Source organism: Arcobacter vandammei, from assembly GCF_016106035.1.
Classification (GTDB): domain Bacteria; phylum Campylobacterota; class Campylobacteria; order Campylobacterales; family Arcobacteraceae; genus Aliarcobacter; species Aliarcobacter vandammei.
The window spans coordinates 1-21,656 of record NZ_JADKPZ010000024.1 but is presented as its reverse complement, the minus strand read 5'-3'; the positions used below and the strand labels follow the sequence as shown (position 1 = coordinate 21,656).

Sequence of the window (21,656 nt, the reverse complement as noted above, 5' to 3'; positions counted from 1 at the left end):
AATTGTTTTTGAGATAACCATAAAGTTTCATTTTCAAGTTTTACTTCAAGATTTGTAGTGCCACTATCATCTTGATATATTATCATTTCACTCATAGCCCAAGCTCCCTAAGATACCCGCTCATTTTTGATTTTATCTCCACTAACTCATTTTCAATAGTTGCTATATTTGTTTTGGTAGCATCTAAATCGATGATCTCTTCTTCTTTAAATGTATCTACATATCTAGGGATATTTAGGTTATAGTCATTTTCTTGTATCTCTTCTAGTGTCGCTACATGACTATATTTCTCTATCTCACTTCTGTTTTTATAAGTATCAATTATCTTTGCTATATGCTCATCTGTTAGATTGTTTTGATTTTTTCCTTTTTCAAATTCCCTACTTGCATCGATAAAAATTATGTCGTTATGAGTTCTATTCTTTTTGAATATTAAAATACAAGCAGGAATTGAAGTTCCAAAAAATAAGTTTGCAGGTAAACCAATAACTGCATCGAGAAGATTATCTTCAATAAGTTTTGTTCTAATTTTGCCTTCACTAGAACCCCTAAATAATACTCCATGAGGTAAAATAACTCCCATTTTCCCATTAGAATTAAGTGAACTAATCATATGAAGAACAAAAGCAAAATCTCCTTTACTTTTTGGTGGTGTTCCATATTTAAATCTTCCAAAGCTATCTTCACTTGCTATCTCTTCACCCCATTTATCAAGACTAAATGGTGGATTTGCTACCACCACATCAAAGGTCTTTAGAAGATTGTCTTGCAGATGAAGTGGATTTCTTATCGTATCTCCCCACTCGATAACTGCATCGTTTATCTCATGTAAAAACATATTCATCTTACAAAGTGCTTGAGTTTGTCCATTTCTCTCTTGTCCATAAAGACGGAAGTTTTTACTTCCTATCTCTTTACTAGCTTTAATAAGAAGTGAACCAGAACCACAAGTTGGATCATAAATCATATCTCCCTCTTTTGGTTCAACTAGTTTTGCTAAAAGTGTTGATACTTCACTTGGTGTATAAAACTCCCCACCTTTTTTCCCTGCATCACTTGCAAAGTGTGAGATAAGATACTCATAAGCATCTCCTATTACATCATTACCCTCTAACATTGAAGGTCTTAAATCAAGTCTAGTATCACTAAAGTCTTCAATAAGATTTTTTAGTATTGTGTTTCTCTCTTTTGTATCCCCTAGTTTATTTTTGTTGTTGAAATCTATGCTTCTAAAGATACCTTCAAGTTTGTCCCTATTGTCCTCTTCGATTCTCTCAAGCACTTTGTTCATTATCTCACCAAGATTAGAAGCCTCTTTGTGTTTAACCAAATAATCAAATGTACAACTCTCATCAAGTCTGAATTTTTCTCTTTTTAGCTTTGCTTCGATTCTATCCGTCTTATCACCGTACTCTGCTTGAAGCTGTTCTAGTTTTTCTTTATAAAAATCAGAAAGATACTTCACAAATAGCATCGTAAGAACATAATCTTTATAATCACTTCCATCCATCGTACCTCTAAAGGTGTCACAAGCTTTCCATACTACATTGTTGATTGTGCTTTGAGTTGTTTTTTGCATTTAATTATTCTCCTTGTAATGCTAGTGTTTCAAATATCTCTTTTGAGTATTTTTGTTTTTCGTTTATTAGGTTTTGTAAAAGATCATTTTCTTTATGAACAAGTTTAATATATTCTACAATCTTTTTTTGTTTATCTAGGTTTATAAGCGGTATTTTTATCTCGTTTACATCTGCTACTTTTATCATAGGTATTGTTGTACCTGATAGCTCAGATGAGAGTGCTTTTTTTACTGTGTTGCTATTTAGATAGTGAGCTATAAAATGTGGGTCAAATCTACTATCTTGAAGTTTCACACGAACCATCAAAGATGGATAGATAAGATTTTCATACTCTTTATCTATATATACAGCAAAGTTTGGCTCTCGAAGTCTTAGAAGAATGTCGCCTTGCTTTACTTGATAATCTTCTTTGATTTGTTCATTTGATATAAACTCATCTGCAAAAGTATTATCATAGATGGCATCAACATTGAAAGACTTGAGAGATACAACACTATAATATAACTTTTGTTCCTTGCTCATGTCAGCTTTTTTTCTGTTAAGCACAAGTCCAGTTTTTATCTCGGCTATGTCGTTTAGTTTTATTTTCACCTATTTACCTCGTATTTTTTGTATCATATAAATAATAATACATTAACTTTAGAAGTATAGCCTGTGGAAATATAATTGTCAATAGTTTTCGTCATATTATTAAAATAATACATTTATTTCTTAAATCTTTTCATTCTATCTTCTTCACTAATCTCTTTTTTTATATTTTTTTTCTTCACTATCTTTATATCTTCATTTTTAGGCATTGTTTTACCTTCAAGATAATCCAAAGTTTCTCTTCTTGGTAATGGTTCACTTGTATTCATTGTAACTACACATTTGATACAACCATTTAAACACTCTTCATTGTGTTTTTCATCTATAAAAAGTCTTTGTTTTGTTTTTTCTAACCAGTCATTCCATCGATTTTTTGCCAAGTCATAAACATATCCAACACCGCCTGATTGATTATCGTAAATTAATATACTCAATTTACCATCTACTTCTTGAATAAGAGCATTAATCTCCCTCTCATCGATGCCTAACTCTTCTGCTCCACTTAACTGCATTGCATTGGCTAGTGTTTGAGCTATAGAAATATCTTTGATATCTCTTTTTGGAATAATCATAATCGCATCTGTAATCATTTTAGCGATTAAATTGTGATTTCTCCATTAATGTAAACATCTCTTTCATAGGTGAATTTTTATCACCTAAGCTCTCAATATCATTATTATCAAAGATTTTTAAGTTATTTAAACTATCATTTAATTTTTCAATAACACTATTTGCTAACTCAACTTTTTCTTTACCTTCAAATGCAAACGGTTTTAAAACAATTACATTTGGATTTATATCTATTCTTTTTAAAATATCTACTAATTCAATTAATTAAAGCATTTGAAGTAGAGCCACCAAGTCCAGCTATAACAAAAATTTGATGATTTTTTTGAATATTATTTATAATAAAATCTTTATCTAACTCTTTAGGAATCAGTAATAAACTATTTATTTCAATATCAGATATATTTTTTTTAAAGTCTTTATCAACAGAATTAATAAAATTCAAACCCATATTGCCTAAACCTACAATAGTAATTTTTTTCATTTTTGCTCCTCATATTTTGATATGTGTAATTATAGTATGAGTGAATTACTTAGGTTGATAAATCATTATATTTAAAGCAAAACATTAAAAGATAAGTTAGATAACTCAGATAAGCCCATTTTACAAATAGTATAAATACATTCAAAAAAATCATACAAAGATTAGTAAATAATTTATAAAAAGCTATTTACTAATCTATCGACATATACATCACCACTACTTTTACTCAATTTAGCATATCTCATTGTAGTCTTAATATCATTATGATTCATTAGCTTCTTAATTATTAAAATTGGTGTATCATTAATAGCTAATTGACTTGCAAAAGTATGCCTTAAGGTATGTATAGTAACTTTTTCTAGAGGTTCAGTTCCATCTGGATTAAATAAAACATCAAAAATTGGTTGTAATTTTCTATAATAGTATTGATTAGTATAATTTTGATTGATTGTATTCTTAAAAATGAAATCATCTTCTTTCAAATTAATTATTTTTATATATTCATTAAGCTCGCTTTTTAAATCATTATTTAAAAAGCCAAAATATTCACTTTCATTTTTAAAATCATATAATCTTATTGTTCCATTTTCTCTAATATCAGATACTTTAATGTTACAAATAGTTTGTAATCTTCCACCAGTTGATAAACCTAGAAGTACAAAATAATATAAATGTTTATCATTTTTAACAGTTTCTAAAAGCCTTTTTATTTCATCAATTTCTAAGTATCTAAGTCTTGCATTTTTAACCTTTAAATTTTTCACAAATTGACAAGGATTTTTACTTAAATAACCATTTTCTATCGACCAATTAAATATAGAGCTAGTTTGTTGAATTATAAAATTTATTGTAGCTGGCATTAAATCTTTTTCGATTTCTATCTGAAAATTCTCAATATCAAGTTTTTGAATTTCTTTTATTGACATTTCACCTATATAATGTTTTTTTAATTTAGCTAAAACTCTTGATCTTGTTTTTTTATTTTGCTTATTGTGAAGTTCTTTTAGTTCATAAAATTTTTCTGCAACTTCAATTAAACTTATAAAATTATTTTTATTTGCAACATGAGGTAAATCTTCACCTAATCTAATTTTACTTACAATTTCATTTCTTTTTTGACTACAATAAGCTTCTCTAATACCTTCACTATAAAGTCCTATTTTTTTCCAAATATCTTTTTTGTTATGTTTGTATGTTATATAATAAGACTTATCACCATTGATTAATTCTTGGTAGTAAACCCCAGTGTATTTGTTAGATTTTTTTCTATTCATTTTAAGAACCTTTTTTCTAGCTAGATTAGATTTTTTTATCTAGCCTATATCTAGCTTAATAATGTTTTTTAATGTATAACTATGTAGTTAAGTGTAAAATACTAACAAAACAAAGCTTATATAAAAGGCGTATTTGTAGGTATTTGTTCTTTAATGTAAGATAACTATAAAAATAGATAGGGAAGATATGCTACTTTTTCAAGGTGTTTTAGCATTTGAATTATTTACCAAAACAAAAGCAGATGAAAATTTAGTTGAAGCTATGAGAAAAGGTTTAAAAAGTTTAGATTAAATTTATCTTATTTTTCCATTGAAAGCCTTAAAAAACCTGTAAATCTTCCGTTGTCATCTTTTAATTTAGGATTTACACTATTTTTCATTTCTAAAAGATTGTTTGTATAGGCTTTATAAAACTCAAAACTAGGTTTTGAGTTATATTTTAAGTTCTCTATTTCAAAATATTTTATAATATTTCTTGTAGTTGATGGTTTTAAAAAATAGTTTTTATTGAGTGAAAAATAGTAAGGAATTAAGGTAACTATATGCCATTTTGCAAGGTTCTTTGAAGCTAACAACTCTACAAAATCATCAAAACTATTTTCCAAATTATGTGGAAAATCTCCATATAAAATATCTTGTAAGAAGATACTTAGCATATCTTTTTCGTACATCGTAAAGTTTTTTAAAGCACTTTTTAAAATATCTCCTTCATAAAATGATATTAGTGGAGATTTTAGTAAAATTGTAAAGAAGTCTTGTATAATTTGTTCAATATTTGAAAATTTTTCAAGTGCAAAACTATTTTTTGCCATTTCATGGAATTTAGCTGTATTAAAAAGTTTTACAGTTTTTGCAAGTTTTTCATCTTCAAAACCTTTTTCGTAATACTCACAAAATCTATCTTCACACTCTTTTAGTTTTTCTATGTTCATTTTTTATCCTATTTATTTTTTTATAACTCATCTAAACTAGGTAATCCAAAGCCTTGTTTGGTTTTAAACTCTATTTCAAAACCTAATCTATCCAAAATCAAATCAAGAGTTTTTACACTTGTATTGCCCATTTCTCCTTTTTCAACTTTGCCTAAAGTTACACGACTAATTCCACAAGTTTTTGCTAACTCTTCTTGAGTTAGTTTTTTTTCTTCCCTTAAGATTCTAATTTTCTGCCCTATTTCATATAGTTTCAATTTTTATCTCCTTATATGTTTTTTCATCTAAAGAAATTTTCCAAATTTCTAGCATTTTTGTTCCAATATCTTCAAAATTTTTATCTGTTTTTATATAGTTCTCTAGCTCTAAAATACTACTTTCTAAAGCTTTAATACAAACTTTATATATTTCATATGCTTCATTTTCGTTTAGATAGCAATTTTGTATCCCAAACTTGATAAGCTCTTTTTTCCCAAACCAAACTTTTTTTCCAAACATAGTTAAAGCTGGTCTATCTTTTGGAAAATACACCAAAGTATTTACAACATCATAAGCTGGAGAAAAATATATTTGTGAAAAATCATCGTTATAAAGTATTCCAAAATTTTTAAGATGTGCATCTCCATTTTTAAGTAGATAATTCATAATTATTACTTTATAAAAGTTTTTCATATCTTCTAGTTTTTTGGTGCTTACACTATATATTACTTTTGCAATTTGCTCATAACTCCCACTATATTTTTCATCTTTATTTTTACCAACTAAGCATAAAATCTCTTCAAAACCTAAAAAACTATCAGTTGTTTTGTCATAATTAAATCTTTCAACCAATAAAAACTTATTGTTTTTAGATAGTTTTATATTTGGAATTTTAACTCCTACTTTTTCTATTGCTTTTAGACAAAAATACTCATTTATTGCTAATTGTGGATATTCATCTGCCCAAGTTTTTATAATATACTCTTTTGAAACCAAACTCTCTTTATCTTTTAAAATTGCCAATGACTTTGGCTGAACTCCACTTATTGCATTTTTATTTAAAAAACTTGTAACAATTTTTGTAAATGTATCTGTTGTATCATTTTGCAGAACTTCATCTAAATCAAAAGAGAAAAACTCATCTTTTTTTAGCTCATTTTCAAAATTTAATCTGCTTTGAATATTTGAACAAATATGAGAAAAAACTAAAAAATCATCTATATATCCATACTCTTTTGTAAGAAAGTTTTTAAAAAGTTCAAAAAGATAGCCCTCTGGCATATTCATATCAAAAATTGGGTGAAGTTTGTGTTTCCAAATATAAGAGGAGTTTTTATAAGGCATAATCAAAGATATTGATTTATAGTTTTCTAAATAGTTAAATCCATATTGATTTTTATCTTTTTCAAAAAATAGTTCACCGACTTTTATTTTGTCAATTTTTACAGATATTTTTTTCATTTATAACTCATAATGATAAATTTACTTATCATTATATAGTTTTTAAGAATAAATGTAAAGTAAATTTATCATTTCTCTATACTAAAATTTACCAATTCAACATCATCTCTTTTTACTATATTTTTCTTAATCTCTTTAAATCCAAATTTCTCAAAAAATGGTTTTGCAGTTATACTTGTATCAACTTCGATTTTATCTATGTTTTCATTTTTCGCAAGTTTTAAAATATGATTTAAAAGTAGCTTTCCTATTCCACAATTTTGATATTTAAAATGAACATAAAAACAATCAATATATCCATCATAATACTCACAAAATCCTAGAACTTCATCTTCTAAAATACATAGACATGGCTTTGACTTTTCAAATCTTTTTTCCCAAATACTCAAATTATAATTTAGATTTGCCCAAGCATTTAGCTGCTCTTTTGTGTAATCTTTTTTATTTATATTGTGAACTGTATTTGTAAACAGTTCAACTATTTGTTTTAAATATTTTTTATCATAGTTAGCTATTTTGAAATTCATCTACTTTTTCGGTCTAAAAGCTTTTATAACTTCTTCATTTGTTTCTAAATATGGACCTTCCATTAAGTCTATACAGTAAGGAATTGCAGGAAAAACTACATCAAGACACTCTCTAATTGATTTTGGTTTACCTGGAAGATTTACAATTAAAGAACTTCCTCTTAAACCTGCTGTTTGTCTTGAAAGAATTGCAGTTGGAACATATTGTAAGCTTACACTTCTCATAAGTTCACCAAATCCTGGCATCATTCTATCGCATACAGCTTCTGTTGCTTCTGGAGTTACATCTCTTAGAGCTGGTCCTGTTCCACCTGTTGTTACTACTAAACAGCACTTTTCATTGTCCACTAACTCTTTTAAAGTAGTTTCTATTATCTCTTTATCATCGCTTATACATCTATAAACCACTTCAAAAGGAGATTTTAAATAATCGTTTAAAGTATCAATTATAGCTTTTCCTGATAAATCTTCATAAACTCCAGCACTTGCTCTATCGCTTGTTGTTACTACACCAATTTTTGCTATTTCTTTACTCATAATAAATGTCCTTTTTCTTTAAAATAGTAAACAGTTGCAAAATCTTTAAAAAACTCTTTTGCTTCAAAACTATCTATTATTTTGTCATTTCCACCTAAAAAAACCTCTATTTTTATTCCTTTTTGTACAAGTTTTTCTAAATTTTCTCTACTCCAAACAAAATTTAAAAGTTCTTCTAGCTCTTCAAAACTTCCTTTTTTAAAGTAGTTTGAAATATCGGCACTTTTTGGAGATTTTACATTTTCCAAAAAGTTTTTTATATAAGCAACTTCGTCTTTTTTGAAAAACATCTTTTGCATTTTTTTAAATTTCTCATCTTTAGTTTGGAAAAATGCAGGTGAGAAAAGTTGAATTTTATCTACTCTTTCTTGCTTTTCCAAGGCTTTTTGAAAAGCTTTTATAGCTCCAAAAGAGAAACCACTTAAAATAAAATCGCCTTTTTCTAAATACTCAGAAAAAAGTTCACACTCGTTTTCAAAACAAAATCCAGAAAAAAAGTTACTACAAATCATCTTTTGTAATAACCTCATTCTTTAACATTAGCTTTTTTAATCTCTCTATTTCAGCAATATTTTGCATAAATTCTAATTTTAAACTCTCTTTTACACTAAAAATAATCTCTTCAATACTAGATGCCATTTTATATTTATTTACCATTTCAAATGCTATTTCTTCAGCTCTTTTTATAGCATCTTCTCCAATTGCAAACTTCTCTTTTTTTATTAATTCTAAGCCAACATTTCCAGCTAATTCTCGTTTTATATTTTCAAGCATTTCATTGTAAGATAGAAAAACTTTATTGATTTTAACAACTCCATCTTCAAGAAAATTTACTTTTGATTTTGAAATATAAGCCTTACAAGTTTGATAAATAGCCAAAATCTCTTTTTGCTCACTATCCAAAATTTTTAACTGTTTTTTTCCAAACTCTATTTTATTTTTTGCAACTTCAATACAAGCTTCATCTAAAATATTTTTTTCAATTTTTATCATATATAAAATAGCTTCATTTATTAGTGTTGATAAAGCAGCTGAGTTAAAACCAGCTGTTTCTAAAGCTAATTTTTCAATATTTAAATTATGATTTTTATCTTTTAAATATAGTTCCAAAATCTTCTTTCTATCTTCAATATTTGGCAAAGCAATATGAACTCTTCTATCAAATCGCCCTGCTCTTAAAAGTGCATCATCAAGAACTTCTATTTTATTTGTCGCAGCAATTACAATAACTCCACTTTCTCCATCAAATCCATCCATTTGAGTTAAAAGTTCATTTAAAGTTGATTCTCTTTCATCATTTGATTTTCCACTTCTAGCTTTTCCAATAGCATCTATTTCATCAATAAAAACAATTGAAGGAGCATTTAATTTTGCACTAGAAAATAGTTCTCTTACTTTTTTTGCACCCATTCCTACATAAATATGTACAAAACTAGCACCACTTTGATAGAAAAATGGAACTTGTGCTTCACCTGCAACTGCTCTTGCAATCAAAGTTTTTCCAACTCCAGGAGGTCCTACTAAAAGTACACCTTTTGGAAGTTTTACTCCGTATTTTTGATATATTTTTGGATTATTTAAAAAATCAACAATCTCTTCTAGCTCTTCTTTAATTTCAGAAATCCCTGCTACATCTTTAAAACTTGTATTTGATTTTACTGGTAAAACTGTTGAATCTTGTTCATCTTTAGATGAATTTGAATCTAGTTTTGAAGAACTTTTTGCTAATTCACTATCAAAACTATTTGTTCCGTCTTTATTTATTAATTTTCTAATTTTCTCTTGTTTTAATTTTAGTACAAATGCTAAAACCAGTAAAACAAATAGAAAACCAATCCCTAAATAATAGGTAGTTCCCTCAATTACACTTTTACTTTTATACATAGTGTAAATAAACAAAATTAGTAAAACTAAAGCTGAAATAATCATCAGCTTAAAATTTTTATCTATACTTTTATTATTTAAATCTTGCTTCATTTTTAGTTATTCCTACTTTATAATCATCTAAATTTAGCCAATCTCCAAGTAAATCTTCATCGCTACTAATTTCAACTTGATTAAAAAATTGATCAAATCCCAAATATTTTCCATTTTTCTCTTGTTCTACTAAAACTTCAAGTTTGATATTCTTATTTTTTTGTCTAAACTCATAATTTTTTTGTTTGATAATTTCAACAAGCTCAATATATCTATCTTTTGCAATATCACCTTTTGGCATATCTTTCATTGAAGCACTTGGAGTCCCATCTCTTTTTGAGTAAGTAAAAGCATGAATATGAGTAAGAGGAAAATTATGTAAATTTTTCATAGCCTCTTCCCAAAGCTCTTTAGTTTCTCCAGGGTGTCCAACTATAAAATCAGTTCCTAAAGCATAGCCATTAGAGCTTAAAAATTCAAAAAGTTCTAAATCACTTAAAACTTTATTTCTTCTATTCATAATTTTTAGCATCTCTTTTGAAGTGTGTTGAAGTGCTATATGCAAATGTTTTGCCATAAATGGCTCATTTATTAGCTCTTTAAATTCATCATCTATTTGAATTGGCTCAATACTTCCCATTCGTATTCGTTTAACACCCTTTATTTGTGCCATTTTTTTTAGAAGTTTTGCCAAAGAAGTGTGCATTTTTTTACCATAGCTTCCCACATTTGTACCTGTTAGTATAAACTCACTAAAGCCATTTTGTGCCAAAGTTTCTACTTGATTTAAAATTACACTCTCTTCATAGCTTCTTGCATCACCTCTAACATAAGGGATAATACAGTATGAACATCTAAAATCACAACCCTCTTGAATTTTTATAAATGCCCTACTTTTTCCTACAAACTCTTCAACAACAGTTTTATCAAGACTTTTTAAATCTCCAAGTTTGAAAAATTTCTCATCAATTTTTAGTAACTCATTGATATTCTCTTTTTCACTTGCTCCAAAAAGTCCATCAATCTTATCTTCACCAAAAAGTTTTTCCCCTTTTGTTCTTGTTCCGCAACCAGTAAAGATTACTTTTGGAGAGTTTTCAAGTTTTTTAAGTCCATTTATATAGCTTCTTGCAGTTGTATCTGCACTATTTGTAACTGTACAAGAGTTGATTATTACAATAGATGCATCCTTTTCATCCTGTGTTACTTCAAAATCTTTTAAATTACTCATCATTACTTGAGTATCAAAAATATTTGTTCTACAACCAAAAGTTTTAAAAAAAACTTTTGGTTTTTGTGTACTAAAATTCATAAATTATATATCCTAATTATTCTTTTATCTCAAATTCATCTTTTGGCATCACTCTTGATGGACCATAAGGACTTGAAGTTCTATTTATATTTATTTGTTGAGTTGGGTAAGCTATATGAATATCATCTTCTTTCATTAAAGCTTCCATTATTTCGGCACAAACTGTACTTCTTAAAACCAAAGCTGCAAAAGAGTTTGTAAGATACCAACCAGAAATTACAACACCATATGGCTCTATAAAAGTAAAAACTCTAGGTTCTACTCCTGTTGCTCTTAGCTGATATTTATTTCTCATTTTAGAGAGTTGTTTTCTTGTAATATCACTATAACCTTTTGAGTAGTGTTTTAAAATCTCTCTTATAATTTTTTGTGCTTTTTTAAAATTTGAATCAAAAGTTAAAGTTATATCAATACCATCCCAAACTGTTTTTAGTTCGCTATGGCTATAGTTTGCAATTAACTCTGAAAAAATATAGTTATTTGGAACAAAGAAAATTCGTCCTGCTCTTCTATTTTTCATATATGAAACCATTGTAACATCTTCTTTTATTGTTATTTTAAATAGTGAAATATCTAAAACATCTCCAACAGTTTCAACATCTCCTTTTGTAACTCTAATTCTATCTCCAACTTGAATAAAGCCAGATGTAACAATTACCATCCACCCAAAAAGCGACATAAACCAATCTTTTAGGGCAATTGCAATACCAGCAGATGCAAATCCAAGGATTGTTACAAGATATGAAACATTATCAATATATGAAAAAAGAAGTACCATCAAAACTAAAAATACTAAAGTGAAATTTATTATTTTATTTACCATATAATAATTTTCATTTTGTGAAAAATACTTTTTAAGTGCTAATTTAACCAAAAATGAAACAGCAAACATAATAATTATTATTACAAGAATAGCCAACATTTTTTGTACTTGTTGAGATATTTGGCTTTTTATTTCTAATATAACTTGCTCTATTTTTCGGCTATAAACCTCTTGAGTAGTTGTAACAATATCTAAAACTATATCAAAATCTCTTTTTTGCTTATCAAGGTATTTTATCTTTTCTTGATACTCTACTTTTGGTTCTAGCTCATAAAGTTTTGTATAGCTTACTAGCTCTTCATCTAATTTTTCCATTAAATAACCAATATCAAATTCTACACTAGAAAACTGTTTTTTATTATTTTCTAATTTTTTTACATTTGATAGAGCATTTATTATTCCAAAAGGATTTGTGATATTTTCAACTTTTTCTATCTCAGGTGGATTCATCAAAGAACCAATAGCAGAACCTTTATACTCTGCAATTAACTCTAACTCGTTCTCTTTTACTCTAATTTTATTTGATAATTGAAAACTCTCTTCTTCACTTAAGTTTCCTCTTCTTTTTAAACTATCTTTTAAATTATCAAGTTCAGCAGAAATTTTTCCGTAAGCTAAATAGTTTGAATACCTTTTTAATAAAATATTATCTTTTAATGCCAACTCTATTTTATTTATTTTTTCATTTAAAATATTAATTTCAACCATATTTTCAATTTCTAAATTACTTTCTAAAGCCTTTTGTTCACTATTTTGTTCAACCGTTTTAGCAGCATTTACTGTTTGTAAAAACAAAAAACTAGCAAGAAATAGGAAAAATATTTTTTTAATCAATTAAAATCCTTTTAAAACTTCAATTACATCTTCTTTTTTTATCTCATCAGTGATTTTACAATCTCCAATTCCTAAAGGAACTATAAACTTAATTTTACTATTGCTTGACTTTTTATCAAGGAAGAAATGCTCATAAAAATCTTCAACATCACTTATTTTATAGCTTGTTGGTATATCATATTTTTTAAGTAAATTTTGAATTCTTTGTTCCTCTTCTTCACTCATTAAACCTAATTTTACAGCTAAAGCATTTGCCATACACATACCTATTCCTACAGCTTCACCGTGAAGATAAGTTTTATAATTTGTAAGATTTTCAATAACATGCCCAAAAGTATGCCCATAATTTAAAGCAGCTCTTAAGCCCTGCTCTTTTTCATCAATACTTACAACATAAGCTTTTGTTTCAACAGATTTTTTTATTGCAATATCTATATTTTTTTCATCTCTTAAATCGTTATTTTCAAGCCAAGAGAAAAACTCGCTATTAAAACAAACAGCCATTTTAATAACTTCAGCAACTCCAGCTCCAAACTCTCTTTTTGGAAGAGTTTTAAGGAAACTTGAATCTATATAAACACCTTTTGGCTGATGAAAAGAGCCTATTAAATTTTTACCAAATTTATTATTTATTCCAGTTTTTCCACCAACACTTGCATCAACTTGAGAAAGCAAAGTTGTAGGAATTTGAATAAAATCAATTCCTCTTTGATATATTGAAGCAGCAAATCCTGTCATATCTCCAATAACTCCACCACCAAAAGCAATTAAAAGTGATTTTCTATCAAGTTTTGCTAAAAAACATGATTCTAGGATTTGCTCCAAAGTTTGCATATTTTTATACTCTTCTCCATCTGGAATTGTGCATATTGTAAGCTCTTTTGCATCTATTTTTGATTTTAAATAATCCAAGTGAAAACCAGCAACTGTGGGATTTGTAACAATTACAACTTTTCTATTAAAAGTGAGATTTTGAAGTTTTTCTATATAAATTTCATAAGAATTTTCATTTGAAAGGTCTATTTTTACAGTCATTTTATTATCCAAAAAGTTTTATTAAATTTATTGGATAATAGCTAAAAAATGCTGAAGAACTAAATATTAGTTCTTCAGCATATTAGAAATAGCATCTATTTCTAACTCCTGTAACATTGGCATATCTTCATTTTCAACTGAAGTGGCTATTAATTTTATTCCTAATGATTGAGTTAATATTTTTAAAATATTGAGGCTCTGTTTTGATTCAATTAAGAAATTTTTAGAAGATTTTATATAAACTGGTCTTTGTTCTTTTATATATTTATAATCATCACTAGAAGCAATAAAATTATAAATGGCAAAGTCAAAACCATACTTTTTAAATAACTCAATAAACATATTTGTATTTTCTAAATTTCTATAAAAACTAATCTCTTCTATTTCAAAAATAATATTTTTATTTTGATTAAGAGTTAATATCTCTTTTAATTTAGTATAGTTATTTAAATCTTCAATAAATTTACTTGGTAACTCTATTGATATTTTTTCATCCATATTCTCTTTAAATAATTTTGAGATAATATGCAAATAAACTTCACTTAATCTATTTAATTTAACAACTGCAGCAATAAAATCAATATATGAGAAGTTATTATTTGAACCATCAATTTTAAAATTTAGAGTTTTAAATAATAAAGAATTAGTTTTTAAATCATTTATATCTCTATAAAATAATTTAAATTTATCTTCAAGTAGTGAACTATTTATAATATTTATCCACTCATCTTTTGTTTTATAATTTTCTATATTTTCTTGATAAAAATACTCTTTTGAAGGGTCTAATTTTGCTTGTGAAATTACATAATCAAGTTTTGTAAATAGAGTTTTTACACTATTTTCATTCTCATATTTTGTTAAACCAATATATATATTTGATTTTAACTCTTCTAGGTTTTTAGTATCTAAAATTAGTTTATCTAAACATTTTTGAGCTTCATTTAATTCACAATTTGGAAGAATAATAACAAATTCAGAACCATTAAGTCTTACAAATAAATCTAAACTATTTGAAAAATCTTTTTTCAAAATTTCAGATAATTCAACTAAAACTTTATTTGTTTTTTCATATCCAAGATTTTGATTTAAAATATCAAGTTTTAAAGATAAAATAATAGCAAAACCTCTACTATTCAAACTATTTTCATTTAGGTATTCATCTGCTTTTAATAGAAAATATTTTCTATTATAAAGCTTTGTAACTTCATCTATATACATAAGCTCTTTATTTGTTTTTAAAAGATTATTTGTCTGCTTAAACATAGCTTCAAATTTAGAAACCATACTATTTATACTTAGAGTAACACTTTTAAACTCTTGGGTAAATGGAATATCTTTAGAGATAATAAATCTATTTTCCATAACAGCATCTGCTTGATTTCTTACTATTTTTAAAGGTCTTAAAATATATTTAAAAAGAACAAAAAGTATCACAAAGAATATTGCAAAACCAATAAGTAAGGATTGAATTAATTTTTGGAAAACTCTATAAATTTGTTCAAAATAAATAGACTTATCACCGTAAATCTCTATAATTCCTAAAACATTCCAAGATTTTGAAACACTAGCTAATGCTGTAATATCTCCAATATCAACCAAATCTACAAACCAAGTTGGAATATCTTCATCTATTTCAACATCTTTTGACAGTTCATAAATAACTTCTTCATCTGTATTTTTAAATACAATTTTTGCATAACTTCCATTATCAAAAGCTGCATTTATAGCAGTTTTTATACTACTTTCATCTTCACCTGCATTTGTAATTGACATACTAAGATTTGTTACACTATTTTGAATATTTTGATATATAGACTCTTTTGTACTATTTTTTAAAATATCCAATGAAAATGCAGTTATTATCATAAATAGCATAATAAAAACAAAAACCAAAACTAGTAAAACCTGTTTAAATAAACTCATATTTTTTGCCCCTTAAATTGACTTATCATTGTATTCCATTTAGAATTAGCACTATTTGAGCCTGAACTCTTTATATTAGGATTAAAGTTAAAAACAAATGTTAAATCATCTCTTTTTGAAGCTCCTAAAACAATTTTTCTAAAATTGTCCAAGATTAAAGGTTCACTATTTGGGCTTTCATAATAACTTAAAACCATATGAGCATCTTTTGAACCCTTTAATCTTACATAAGAGAGAAACATTTTTGAAGCTGGTATTCCTAAATATTCCAAAGCTAAAAACTTAGCTATAACATAATCCTCGCAATCACCTCTATCTTTTGCCAAAAATTCAAAAGGGTTAGCCCAATAATCGCTAGAACCAAAAACTTCTTTATCACTTCCATATCTAACTTTATTAAAAAAATCATTTACCTTTTCAAGCTTTTTACTTGTTGGTTCATTTTTAGACTTTTCCAATAAATCATTTAAAGCAACAAATCTATTTTTTGCAAATCTATCATATTTTTTTTCAACTTTTTCTATTAGTGAACTTGAGGCAAAATCTGCATCTATGAAACTTAACAATAAAAAGAAGATTAAAAATAAAGCTTTCATAAATAAGATTGTACCAAAATATTTATTTATTTATAAAAATAACAATTTTTATAAATAAATAAATATTTTTGTTTAATCTTTTATTTGGTAATATGTAAAAAATATACAAGGAAAATAATGAAAGAAGAATCATTAAATAATAAAAAAATATCTCTTAAAACAACTGTTCTATTTATATTTACATTTATGGCATTTATCTTAATCTCTGTTTTAGGCATACAGCTTTTTTATATAGATAAAGAACTTTCAATAAAAAATATAGACTCAAAACTTGAAACTATCTCTTATAGTGTAAAAACGGCTATAGATAATAGTAGAAAAAACTATTTCAATACAATTGAAATTTTAAGTATTTCAAACAAAATTGAAAAAGAGAAGCAAGATGAAAACTTTAAACTATATATAAATACACTAAAAACTCAAAATAACCTCTATGCAATTTACACAGGATATAACGACGGTAGCTTTTTTGAGATTATAAACTTAGATGTTGATAAAAATTTACGACAAACTTATAATGCAACAAAAAATGACAAATATCTACTTATGAAAATTGATGGCAAAAAGATAGAACAAAGAGAGCTTGTATTCTTTGATGAAGCATTAAATATCACAACTCATAGATTTGAAGATAGCAACTACAATGCAACTTTAAGACCTTGGTATAAAGATGCAATTTCAAACAAAGGCTCTATAAAAACAGCTCCTTATAAATTTTCTCATATCGACACTTTTGGTATAACTTACTCTAAAGAGCTTGAAAATAGTAAAAATGTTGTATCTATTGATGTATTAGTTGATGATTTCAAAAATATATTTGAAAGCTTTATAGATAAGAAGTCTATGGATATTTTTCTTTTTCAAAAAGATGGCTTTGAAATATCTTCAATTTCAAAAAATAGTGAGCTTTTAAAAGAGTTTTTACAAAACAATAAAAATATAGATGAATTCAAAAAAGCAAAAATTATAAAAATAGATAATAAAAAATATATAGTTCAAGTTCAAAATGTAGAAAATTTAGCTGATGCTTTTTTAGTTCTATTTGCTGATTATAAAAAGACTATTGAACCTTATAATATACAAACATATAAGTTAATTTCGCTATTTTTATTATCTGGAGTTATTATGATTCCTCTTATAATCTATTTTTCAAGAGTAATTGTAAAACCTATTCATAAACTATCAAATGAGAGTAAAAAAATAAAAAATAGAGAGTATGAAAAAATAAACTATATTGATAGCTCTATTTTAGAAGTTTCTATACTTTCAAATGCTTTTAATGATATGGCAAAATCTATTTATGAATATCAAACTTCACTAGAAGAGAAAGTAAATCAAAGAACAAAAGAGCTTTCTTTAAAAAATGAAGAACTTTTAAAAATCTCAATTACAGATAAATTAACAAATATCTATAATCGTGTAAAATTGGATAGCACTTTACAAGATGAGCTAAATCGAGCTTTAAGATATAATAAAACTTTTTCTATCATTTTAATTGATATTGATTTTTTCAAAAAAGTAAATGACAATTTTGGTCACCAAGTTGGTGATGATGTCCTAAAAGAGACTGCTCAAATATTAAAAAATAGTATTAGAGTAACAGATATTTTAGGAAGATGGGGTGGTGAAGAGTTTTTAATTATTTGTCCAGAAACAGAACTAAATGGAGCATTTGATTTAGCAACAAAACTAAACATTGAAGTTAAAAATAACAATTTTACAACTTACTTTGATAAAGTAACATTAAGTATAGGTGTTGCCTCTTTTTCAAATGATATAAAAATTTATGATACTTTAATTGCAAATGCAGATAAAGCTTTATACCAAGCAAAAAATGAAGGAAGAGATAGAGTTATAGCTTACAAAGAGGAATGGGGTATATAGGGTTAGTAGGTTTTAAATTTTTGGTTTCTTTGATTATATTTTTTATACTAGAAGTTACTTAGTTATATTTTAAAGCAGGGAGTGTTAGAAATTTCGTGTCAATCTGATAAAATACAAATTTTAAGGATTGATTATGGAACAAGAAAAACAATTAAATTTTGACTTTCTCGAAGAGAGTGCAAGCACAAGAATGAAATTCTAAATAAATTTAGAAGTGGAAAAAGACTTACAGGTAAAGATGGACTTTTAGCTCCACTTATAAAGCAACTAACCGAAGCTGCACTTGAAGCAGAAGTTGAATCACATATTGCAAATGATGTTTTAGCTGGTAAAACAAATAGAAGAAATGGTTTTAATTCTAAAACTATAAAAGGTACTTCAGATGGTAGCTTTGAGTTAGATACTCCAAGAGATAGAAATGGAACATTTTATCTCCCTTTGGTCGCTACAGCAAGCTAAGGAACCAGTAATAGTAAAAAAACATCAAACTACAATTTCTGATGAAATAGAAGAAAAGATACTTTCTATGTATGGCTTAGGAATGAGTTATGTAGATATATCTTCTCATATTGAAGAGATATATCAAGTATCTATCTCAACAGCAACAATAAGTGCTATTACAGATTTTGTGCTTGCACTCTCTTCGAGAAAATTATTGAAAAAGTAAAAGCTTGGCAATCTCGTCCTCTTGAAACCTTATATCCATTTGTTTGGCTTGATGCAATACACTATCTTGTGCTTGCACTCTCTGTGAGAAAATAAAAGATGGTGGTAAATATGTAAGTAAAGCTGTTTACACTGTTCTTGGTGTAAATATGGAAGGTAAAAAAGAGATATTAGGACTTTATCTTAGTGAGAGTGAAGGTGCAAACTTTTGGCTTAGTGTACTTACAGATTTAAATAATCGTGGAGTACAAGATATATTAATAGCTTCAGTTGATGGACTTAAAGGCTTTCCAGAAGATATAAAAACAATATTTCCTAAAACAGAAGTGCAACTATGTATTATTCACCCTGTGCTTGCACTCTCTGTGAGAAATTAGAAACTCTTTGAGATATGTAGCTTCTAAAGACCCTGTGCCTTAGTACTCTCTGTGAGAAAAAGAGTTTATGAAAGATTTAAAATTAGTTTATCAAGCAAGTACAAAGGATTTAGCAGAAGATGAACTTCTAAAACTTGAAGATAAATGGGGCAAAAAATATCCAATAGTTTTACAATCTTGGAATAATAAATGGGAAAATCTATCTGTTTATTTCAAATATCCACAAGATATAAGAAAAGTAATTTATACAACAAATATTATTGAATCAGTACATAGACAATTTAGAAAATTGACGAAAACCAAAGGTGCATTTCCAAATGAGAATTCACTTTTAAAATTGCTTTATATGGGAATGAAAAATGCTACAAAGAAATGGAATATGCCAATGTGGAACTGGAATTTAACACTTTCACAATTGGCTATATTTTTTGAAGGTAGATTGGATAATTGTCAAGTGCAATCCAAAAATGTACCTTTTAGGTTTACTTCTGTATCTGAAATTAACTCTATAGTTTGGGCTTCTATTTTAATACTATTTGCAATTGTATGAAAATTCTCTTTTACATCAATTCTAAAATCTTTATCTATTTGTTTAAACAAATTCTGAAGGTATTTTTGTTTTACATCTTTTTCTACATAAGTAATCTTATTACCTTTTACTCTTTGTATAAAATCCTTTTCTATTAGTTGTTTTATTGTGTTTTTTACTTTTATATTTAAATCTTCATTAGCATAAATATTATAATCTTTATTTACAGTTGTTATTTTCTCTTCATCTACAGTTTGTGTTAGGTTTTTATTTACATTTATTATATAGTCTGATTTTACATTTAAGTTTGAGTTATTATTTACATCTTCTTTTTTATCATTCTCTATTAAAGTAGTTTGATTATGTTTTAGTATATATATTTTTGGTTTTACTGACATATTTTAAATTATTTTAGAGTTTTAGTTTCCTTGAGACTCTAAAGCATTTTTAGGTATCCAAGCTTTTATCTCTTTATTATCTTTTGTGATATATAAGATATAAATCCAATCATCTTCTTCTGCAAGCATTTCTACAACATCATTTTTTACTAGATACATTTTTGTTTTTGTGTTTTCGTTTGGTTTTTTGTAAAGAGGTTGTTTTTCAGATTTAATTACATAATCAATATTTTTTATATTCCAACTCTCTTCTTGTGGATACCATTTACCATTTACAAAAACTTCAATATTTGCTTTCTCTGTTAATTCTTTATCACAAATATTTGTTTCATAAAGTCTTGCTAGGATTTTTTCTTCGTTATAGTAAGGATAAGAACTCTCATTTTCTGAGATTGGAATATCAGGTATTATTGTTTTAAAATAATCATTACCATAGAAATAATTAATTCTTATTTCTTCATTTTTTGAAACTTCAAATTTATCATTAATTTCAAAAATAAATGGTGAAAAACTAATATACCCTGGGATAATATTACTAGATTTATGAAATTGAGTTTGAATAAATAATATATTTTTTACTTCTGTTTGTTTACAAACTACAGTAACTACCTTTTGTCCATATGGTCTAAATTCCTCTTGCTTGAACAAAAGTTTTTTACCATTTTTTGATGTAAAATCAACTTTTAAAGATTGAAAGTTTGATAATAATTTATTCCAAGAATCTTCTAAATCTTCTTCATTAATCCATAAATCATATTTTTCAAAATTTAACTCAAAATCTTTTGTTTTAAAATCTCTTATTTTTATATTTTGAGTTTTATTATAAGAATTTTCTAATAATTGCTCTTTATCTAATATATTGGCATTAATATAATTTGCTAACAAAAAAATAATTAATATATATTTCATAATAGTCCTTTTTTTTCTAAATACTCTTTTAGTTTATTAAATAGTGGCAATCTACTAAATGGTTCATTTGGCTCATCATAGCCATTAGATTTTCCATATACTCCACCATTAACTGCTTGGCTTACCAATTTTACATCATCTGGAGCATTATCAACAATAATATTAATATCTCCTTTTGCATTGAATTTACCATATAATGCACCTCTGTTTCTCCAATACCAACAAGCTGAAGCTACTCTATAATTTATATTATCTGTTACTAAATCTGGATTATCAATAAAATTTTGATTATCATTAGGGTTCTTCTTATTGTGTTCATTTGTAAACCCTTGATATTTTTCTCTACCTGTTATTTGAATAATACCCCTACCTCTGTATTTAAACCCATCTTCACTTTTCTCATCACCATTTCCGGCTTAATGAAAAAAATGGGTTGCTAAATTATCATTTTTTATTATAGTTACTTAGATATTCATCTATAAGTTTTATCTTTCTTTTTTTAGCTAATCCTTGATGTAATTTTG

At 26.4% G+C, this 21,656-nt stretch carries 22 protein-coding genes and 1 pseudogene; 3 read left to right on the top strand and 20 right to left on the bottom strand.

What is annotated here, in order from left to right; all coding sequences use genetic code 11:
- Window positions 1-91: 91 nt before the first annotated feature.
- The 5 genes from IQC44_RS10700 to IQC44_RS10680 form a co-directional block, all read right to left on the bottom strand.
- The gene (locus IQC44_RS10700) at window positions 92-1,579 is read right to left on the bottom strand and encodes a type I restriction-modification system subunit M (RefSeq protein ID WP_198306353.1); all 1,488 of its coding nucleotides are present in this window, start codon (window positions 1,577-1,579) and stop codon (window positions 92-94) included.
- Window positions 1,580-1,583: 4 nt separating this feature from the next.
- The gene (locus tag IQC44_RS10695; RefSeq protein WP_198306352.1) at window positions 1,584-2,171 is read right to left on the bottom strand and encodes a restriction endonuclease subunit S; all 588 of its coding nucleotides are present in this window, start codon (window positions 2,169-2,171) and stop codon (window positions 1,584-1,586) included.
- A gap of 113 nt (window positions 2,172-2,284) precedes the next feature.
- Entirely contained in the window at window positions 2,285-2,758 is a 474-nt protein-coding gene (locus tag IQC44_RS10690; RefSeq protein ID WP_198306351.1) for a DUF1998 domain-containing protein, read from the bottom strand.
- Window positions 2,759-2,994: 236 nt separating this feature from the next.
- Window positions 2,995-3,219 carry a hypothetical protein gene (locus IQC44_RS10685; protein ID WP_198306350.1) on the bottom strand — a complete coding sequence of 75 codons (225 nt, stop codon included), beginning with the start codon at window positions 3,217-3,219 and terminating at the stop codon, window positions 2,995-2,997.
- A 173-nt stretch (window positions 3,220-3,392) separates the two neighbouring features.
- Entirely contained in the window at window positions 3,393-4,493 is a 1,101-nt protein-coding gene (locus IQC44_RS10680; RefSeq protein ID WP_198306349.1) for a tyrosine-type recombinase/integrase, read from the bottom strand.
- Window positions 4,494-4,680: 187 nt separating this feature from the next.
- Here IQC44_RS10680 and IQC44_RS10675 point away from each other — a divergent pair, with 187 nt between their 5' ends.
- On the top strand, window positions 4,681-4,785 hold the full coding sequence (locus tag IQC44_RS10675) for a hypothetical protein (protein ID WP_198306348.1): 105 nt from the start codon (window positions 4,681-4,683) through the stop codon (window positions 4,783-4,785).
- A 7-nt stretch (window positions 4,786-4,792) separates the two neighbouring features.
- Here the strand turns inward: IQC44_RS10675 and IQC44_RS10670 are convergent, their stop codons facing one another.
- The 12 genes from IQC44_RS10670 to IQC44_RS10615 all read right to left on the bottom strand — a co-directional run bounded on the left by IQC44_RS10670 (window position 4,793) and on the right by IQC44_RS10615 (window position 16,369).
- Window positions 4,793-5,425: a hypothetical protein gene (locus IQC44_RS10670; protein WP_198306347.1), complete on the bottom strand. Its 633-nt coding sequence runs from the start codon at window positions 5,423-5,425 to the stop codon at window positions 4,793-4,795.
- Between the two features lie 20 nt (window positions 5,426-5,445).
- Complete coding sequence (locus tag IQC44_RS10665; protein ID WP_198304725.1) at window positions 5,446-5,682, bottom strand: helix-turn-helix domain-containing protein; 237 nt, start codon at window positions 5,680-5,682, stop codon at window positions 5,446-5,448.
- Window positions 5,669-6,865: a type II toxin-antitoxin system HipA family toxin gene (locus tag IQC44_RS10660; protein ID WP_198306346.1), complete on the bottom strand. Its 1,197-nt coding sequence runs from the start codon at window positions 6,863-6,865 to the stop codon at window positions 5,669-5,671. The genes IQC44_RS10665 and IQC44_RS10660 overlap by 14 nt, the downstream gene beginning before the upstream one ends.
- A 68-nt stretch (window positions 6,866-6,933) precedes the next feature.
- Window positions 6,934-7,392, bottom strand: coding sequence for a GNAT family N-acetyltransferase (locus IQC44_RS10655; RefSeq protein WP_198306345.1), 459 nt, complete (start codon window positions 7,390-7,392; stop codon window positions 6,934-6,936).
- Window positions 7,393-7,929, bottom strand: coding sequence for a molybdopterin adenylyltransferase (gene mog / locus IQC44_RS10650; protein ID WP_198306344.1), 537 nt, complete (start codon window positions 7,927-7,929; stop codon window positions 7,393-7,395).
- The gene (gene bioV, locus IQC44_RS10645; RefSeq protein WP_228286333.1) at window positions 7,926-8,459 is read right to left on the bottom strand and encodes a pimelyl-ACP methyl ester esterase BioV; all 534 of its coding nucleotides are present in this window, start codon (window positions 8,457-8,459) and stop codon (window positions 7,926-7,928) included. Before bioV ends, mog begins: the two co-directional genes overlap by 4 nt.
- Window positions 8,431-9,906, bottom strand: a complete 1,476-nt coding sequence (locus IQC44_RS10640; RefSeq protein WP_198306343.1) for an AAA family ATPase — start codon at window positions 9,904-9,906, stop codon at window positions 8,431-8,433. The genes bioV and IQC44_RS10640 overlap by 29 nt, the downstream gene beginning before the upstream one ends.
- Window positions 9,887-11,158, bottom strand: a complete 1,272-nt coding sequence (gene mtaB, locus IQC44_RS10635) for a tRNA (N(6)-L-threonylcarbamoyladenosine(37)-C(2))-methylthiotransferase MtaB (protein WP_198306342.1) — start codon at window positions 11,156-11,158, stop codon at window positions 9,887-9,889. The genes IQC44_RS10640 and mtaB overlap by 20 nt, the downstream gene beginning before the upstream one ends.
- Window positions 11,159-11,174: 16 nt before the next feature.
- A complete protein-coding gene (locus IQC44_RS10630; protein WP_228286332.1) occupies window positions 11,175-12,815 on the bottom strand; it encodes a mechanosensitive ion channel family protein in 1,641 nt (546 codons plus the stop codon).
- On the bottom strand, window positions 12,816-13,850 hold the full coding sequence (aroB, locus tag IQC44_RS10625) for a 3-dehydroquinate synthase (protein WP_198306341.1): 1,035 nt from the start codon (window positions 13,848-13,850) through the stop codon (window positions 12,816-12,818).
- A 66-nt stretch (window positions 13,851-13,916) separates the two neighbouring features.
- Window positions 13,917-15,773 carry a bifunctional diguanylate cyclase/phosphodiesterase gene (locus IQC44_RS10620; RefSeq protein WP_198306340.1) on the bottom strand — a complete coding sequence of 619 codons (1,857 nt, stop codon included), beginning with the start codon at window positions 15,771-15,773 and terminating at the stop codon, window positions 13,917-13,919.
- Entirely contained in the window at window positions 15,770-16,369 is a 600-nt protein-coding gene (locus IQC44_RS10615) for a transglutaminase-like cysteine peptidase (protein ID WP_198306339.1), read from the bottom strand. The genes IQC44_RS10620 and IQC44_RS10615 overlap by 4 nt, the downstream gene beginning before the upstream one ends.
- A gap of 117 nt (window positions 16,370-16,486) precedes the next feature.
- Between IQC44_RS10615 and IQC44_RS10610 the strand changes: the two genes are divergently transcribed.
- Window positions 16,487-18,253 carry a GGDEF domain-containing protein gene (locus tag IQC44_RS10610; RefSeq protein ID WP_198306338.1) on the top strand — a complete coding sequence of 589 codons (1,767 nt, stop codon included), beginning with the start codon at window positions 16,487-16,489 and terminating at the stop codon, window positions 18,251-18,253.
- Window positions 18,254-18,448: 195 nt separating this feature from the next.
- Window positions 18,449-19,744: pseudogene (locus IQC44_RS10605) on the top strand (IS256 family transposase); the annotation flags it as partial.
- A gap of 2 nt (window positions 19,745-19,746) precedes the next feature.
- Here the strand turns inward: IQC44_RS10605 and IQC44_RS10600 are convergent.
- The 3 genes from IQC44_RS10600 to IQC44_RS11715 are packed head-to-tail and all read right to left on the bottom strand — an operon-like array spanning window position 19,747 to window position 21,260.
- Entirely contained in the window at window positions 19,747-20,223 is a 477-nt protein-coding gene (locus IQC44_RS10600) for a hypothetical protein (RefSeq protein ID WP_198306337.1), read from the bottom strand.
- Between the two features lie 21 nt (window positions 20,224-20,244).
- Window positions 20,245-21,132, bottom strand: a complete 888-nt coding sequence (locus tag IQC44_RS10595) for a hypothetical protein (protein WP_198306336.1) — start codon at window positions 21,130-21,132, stop codon at window positions 20,245-20,247.
- On the bottom strand, window positions 21,129-21,260 hold the full coding sequence (locus tag IQC44_RS11715) for a hypothetical protein (protein WP_257120213.1): 132 nt from the start codon (window positions 21,258-21,260) through the stop codon (window positions 21,129-21,131). Before IQC44_RS11715 ends, IQC44_RS10595 begins: the two co-directional genes overlap by 4 nt.
- Window positions 21,261-21,656: the final 396 nt, after the last annotated feature.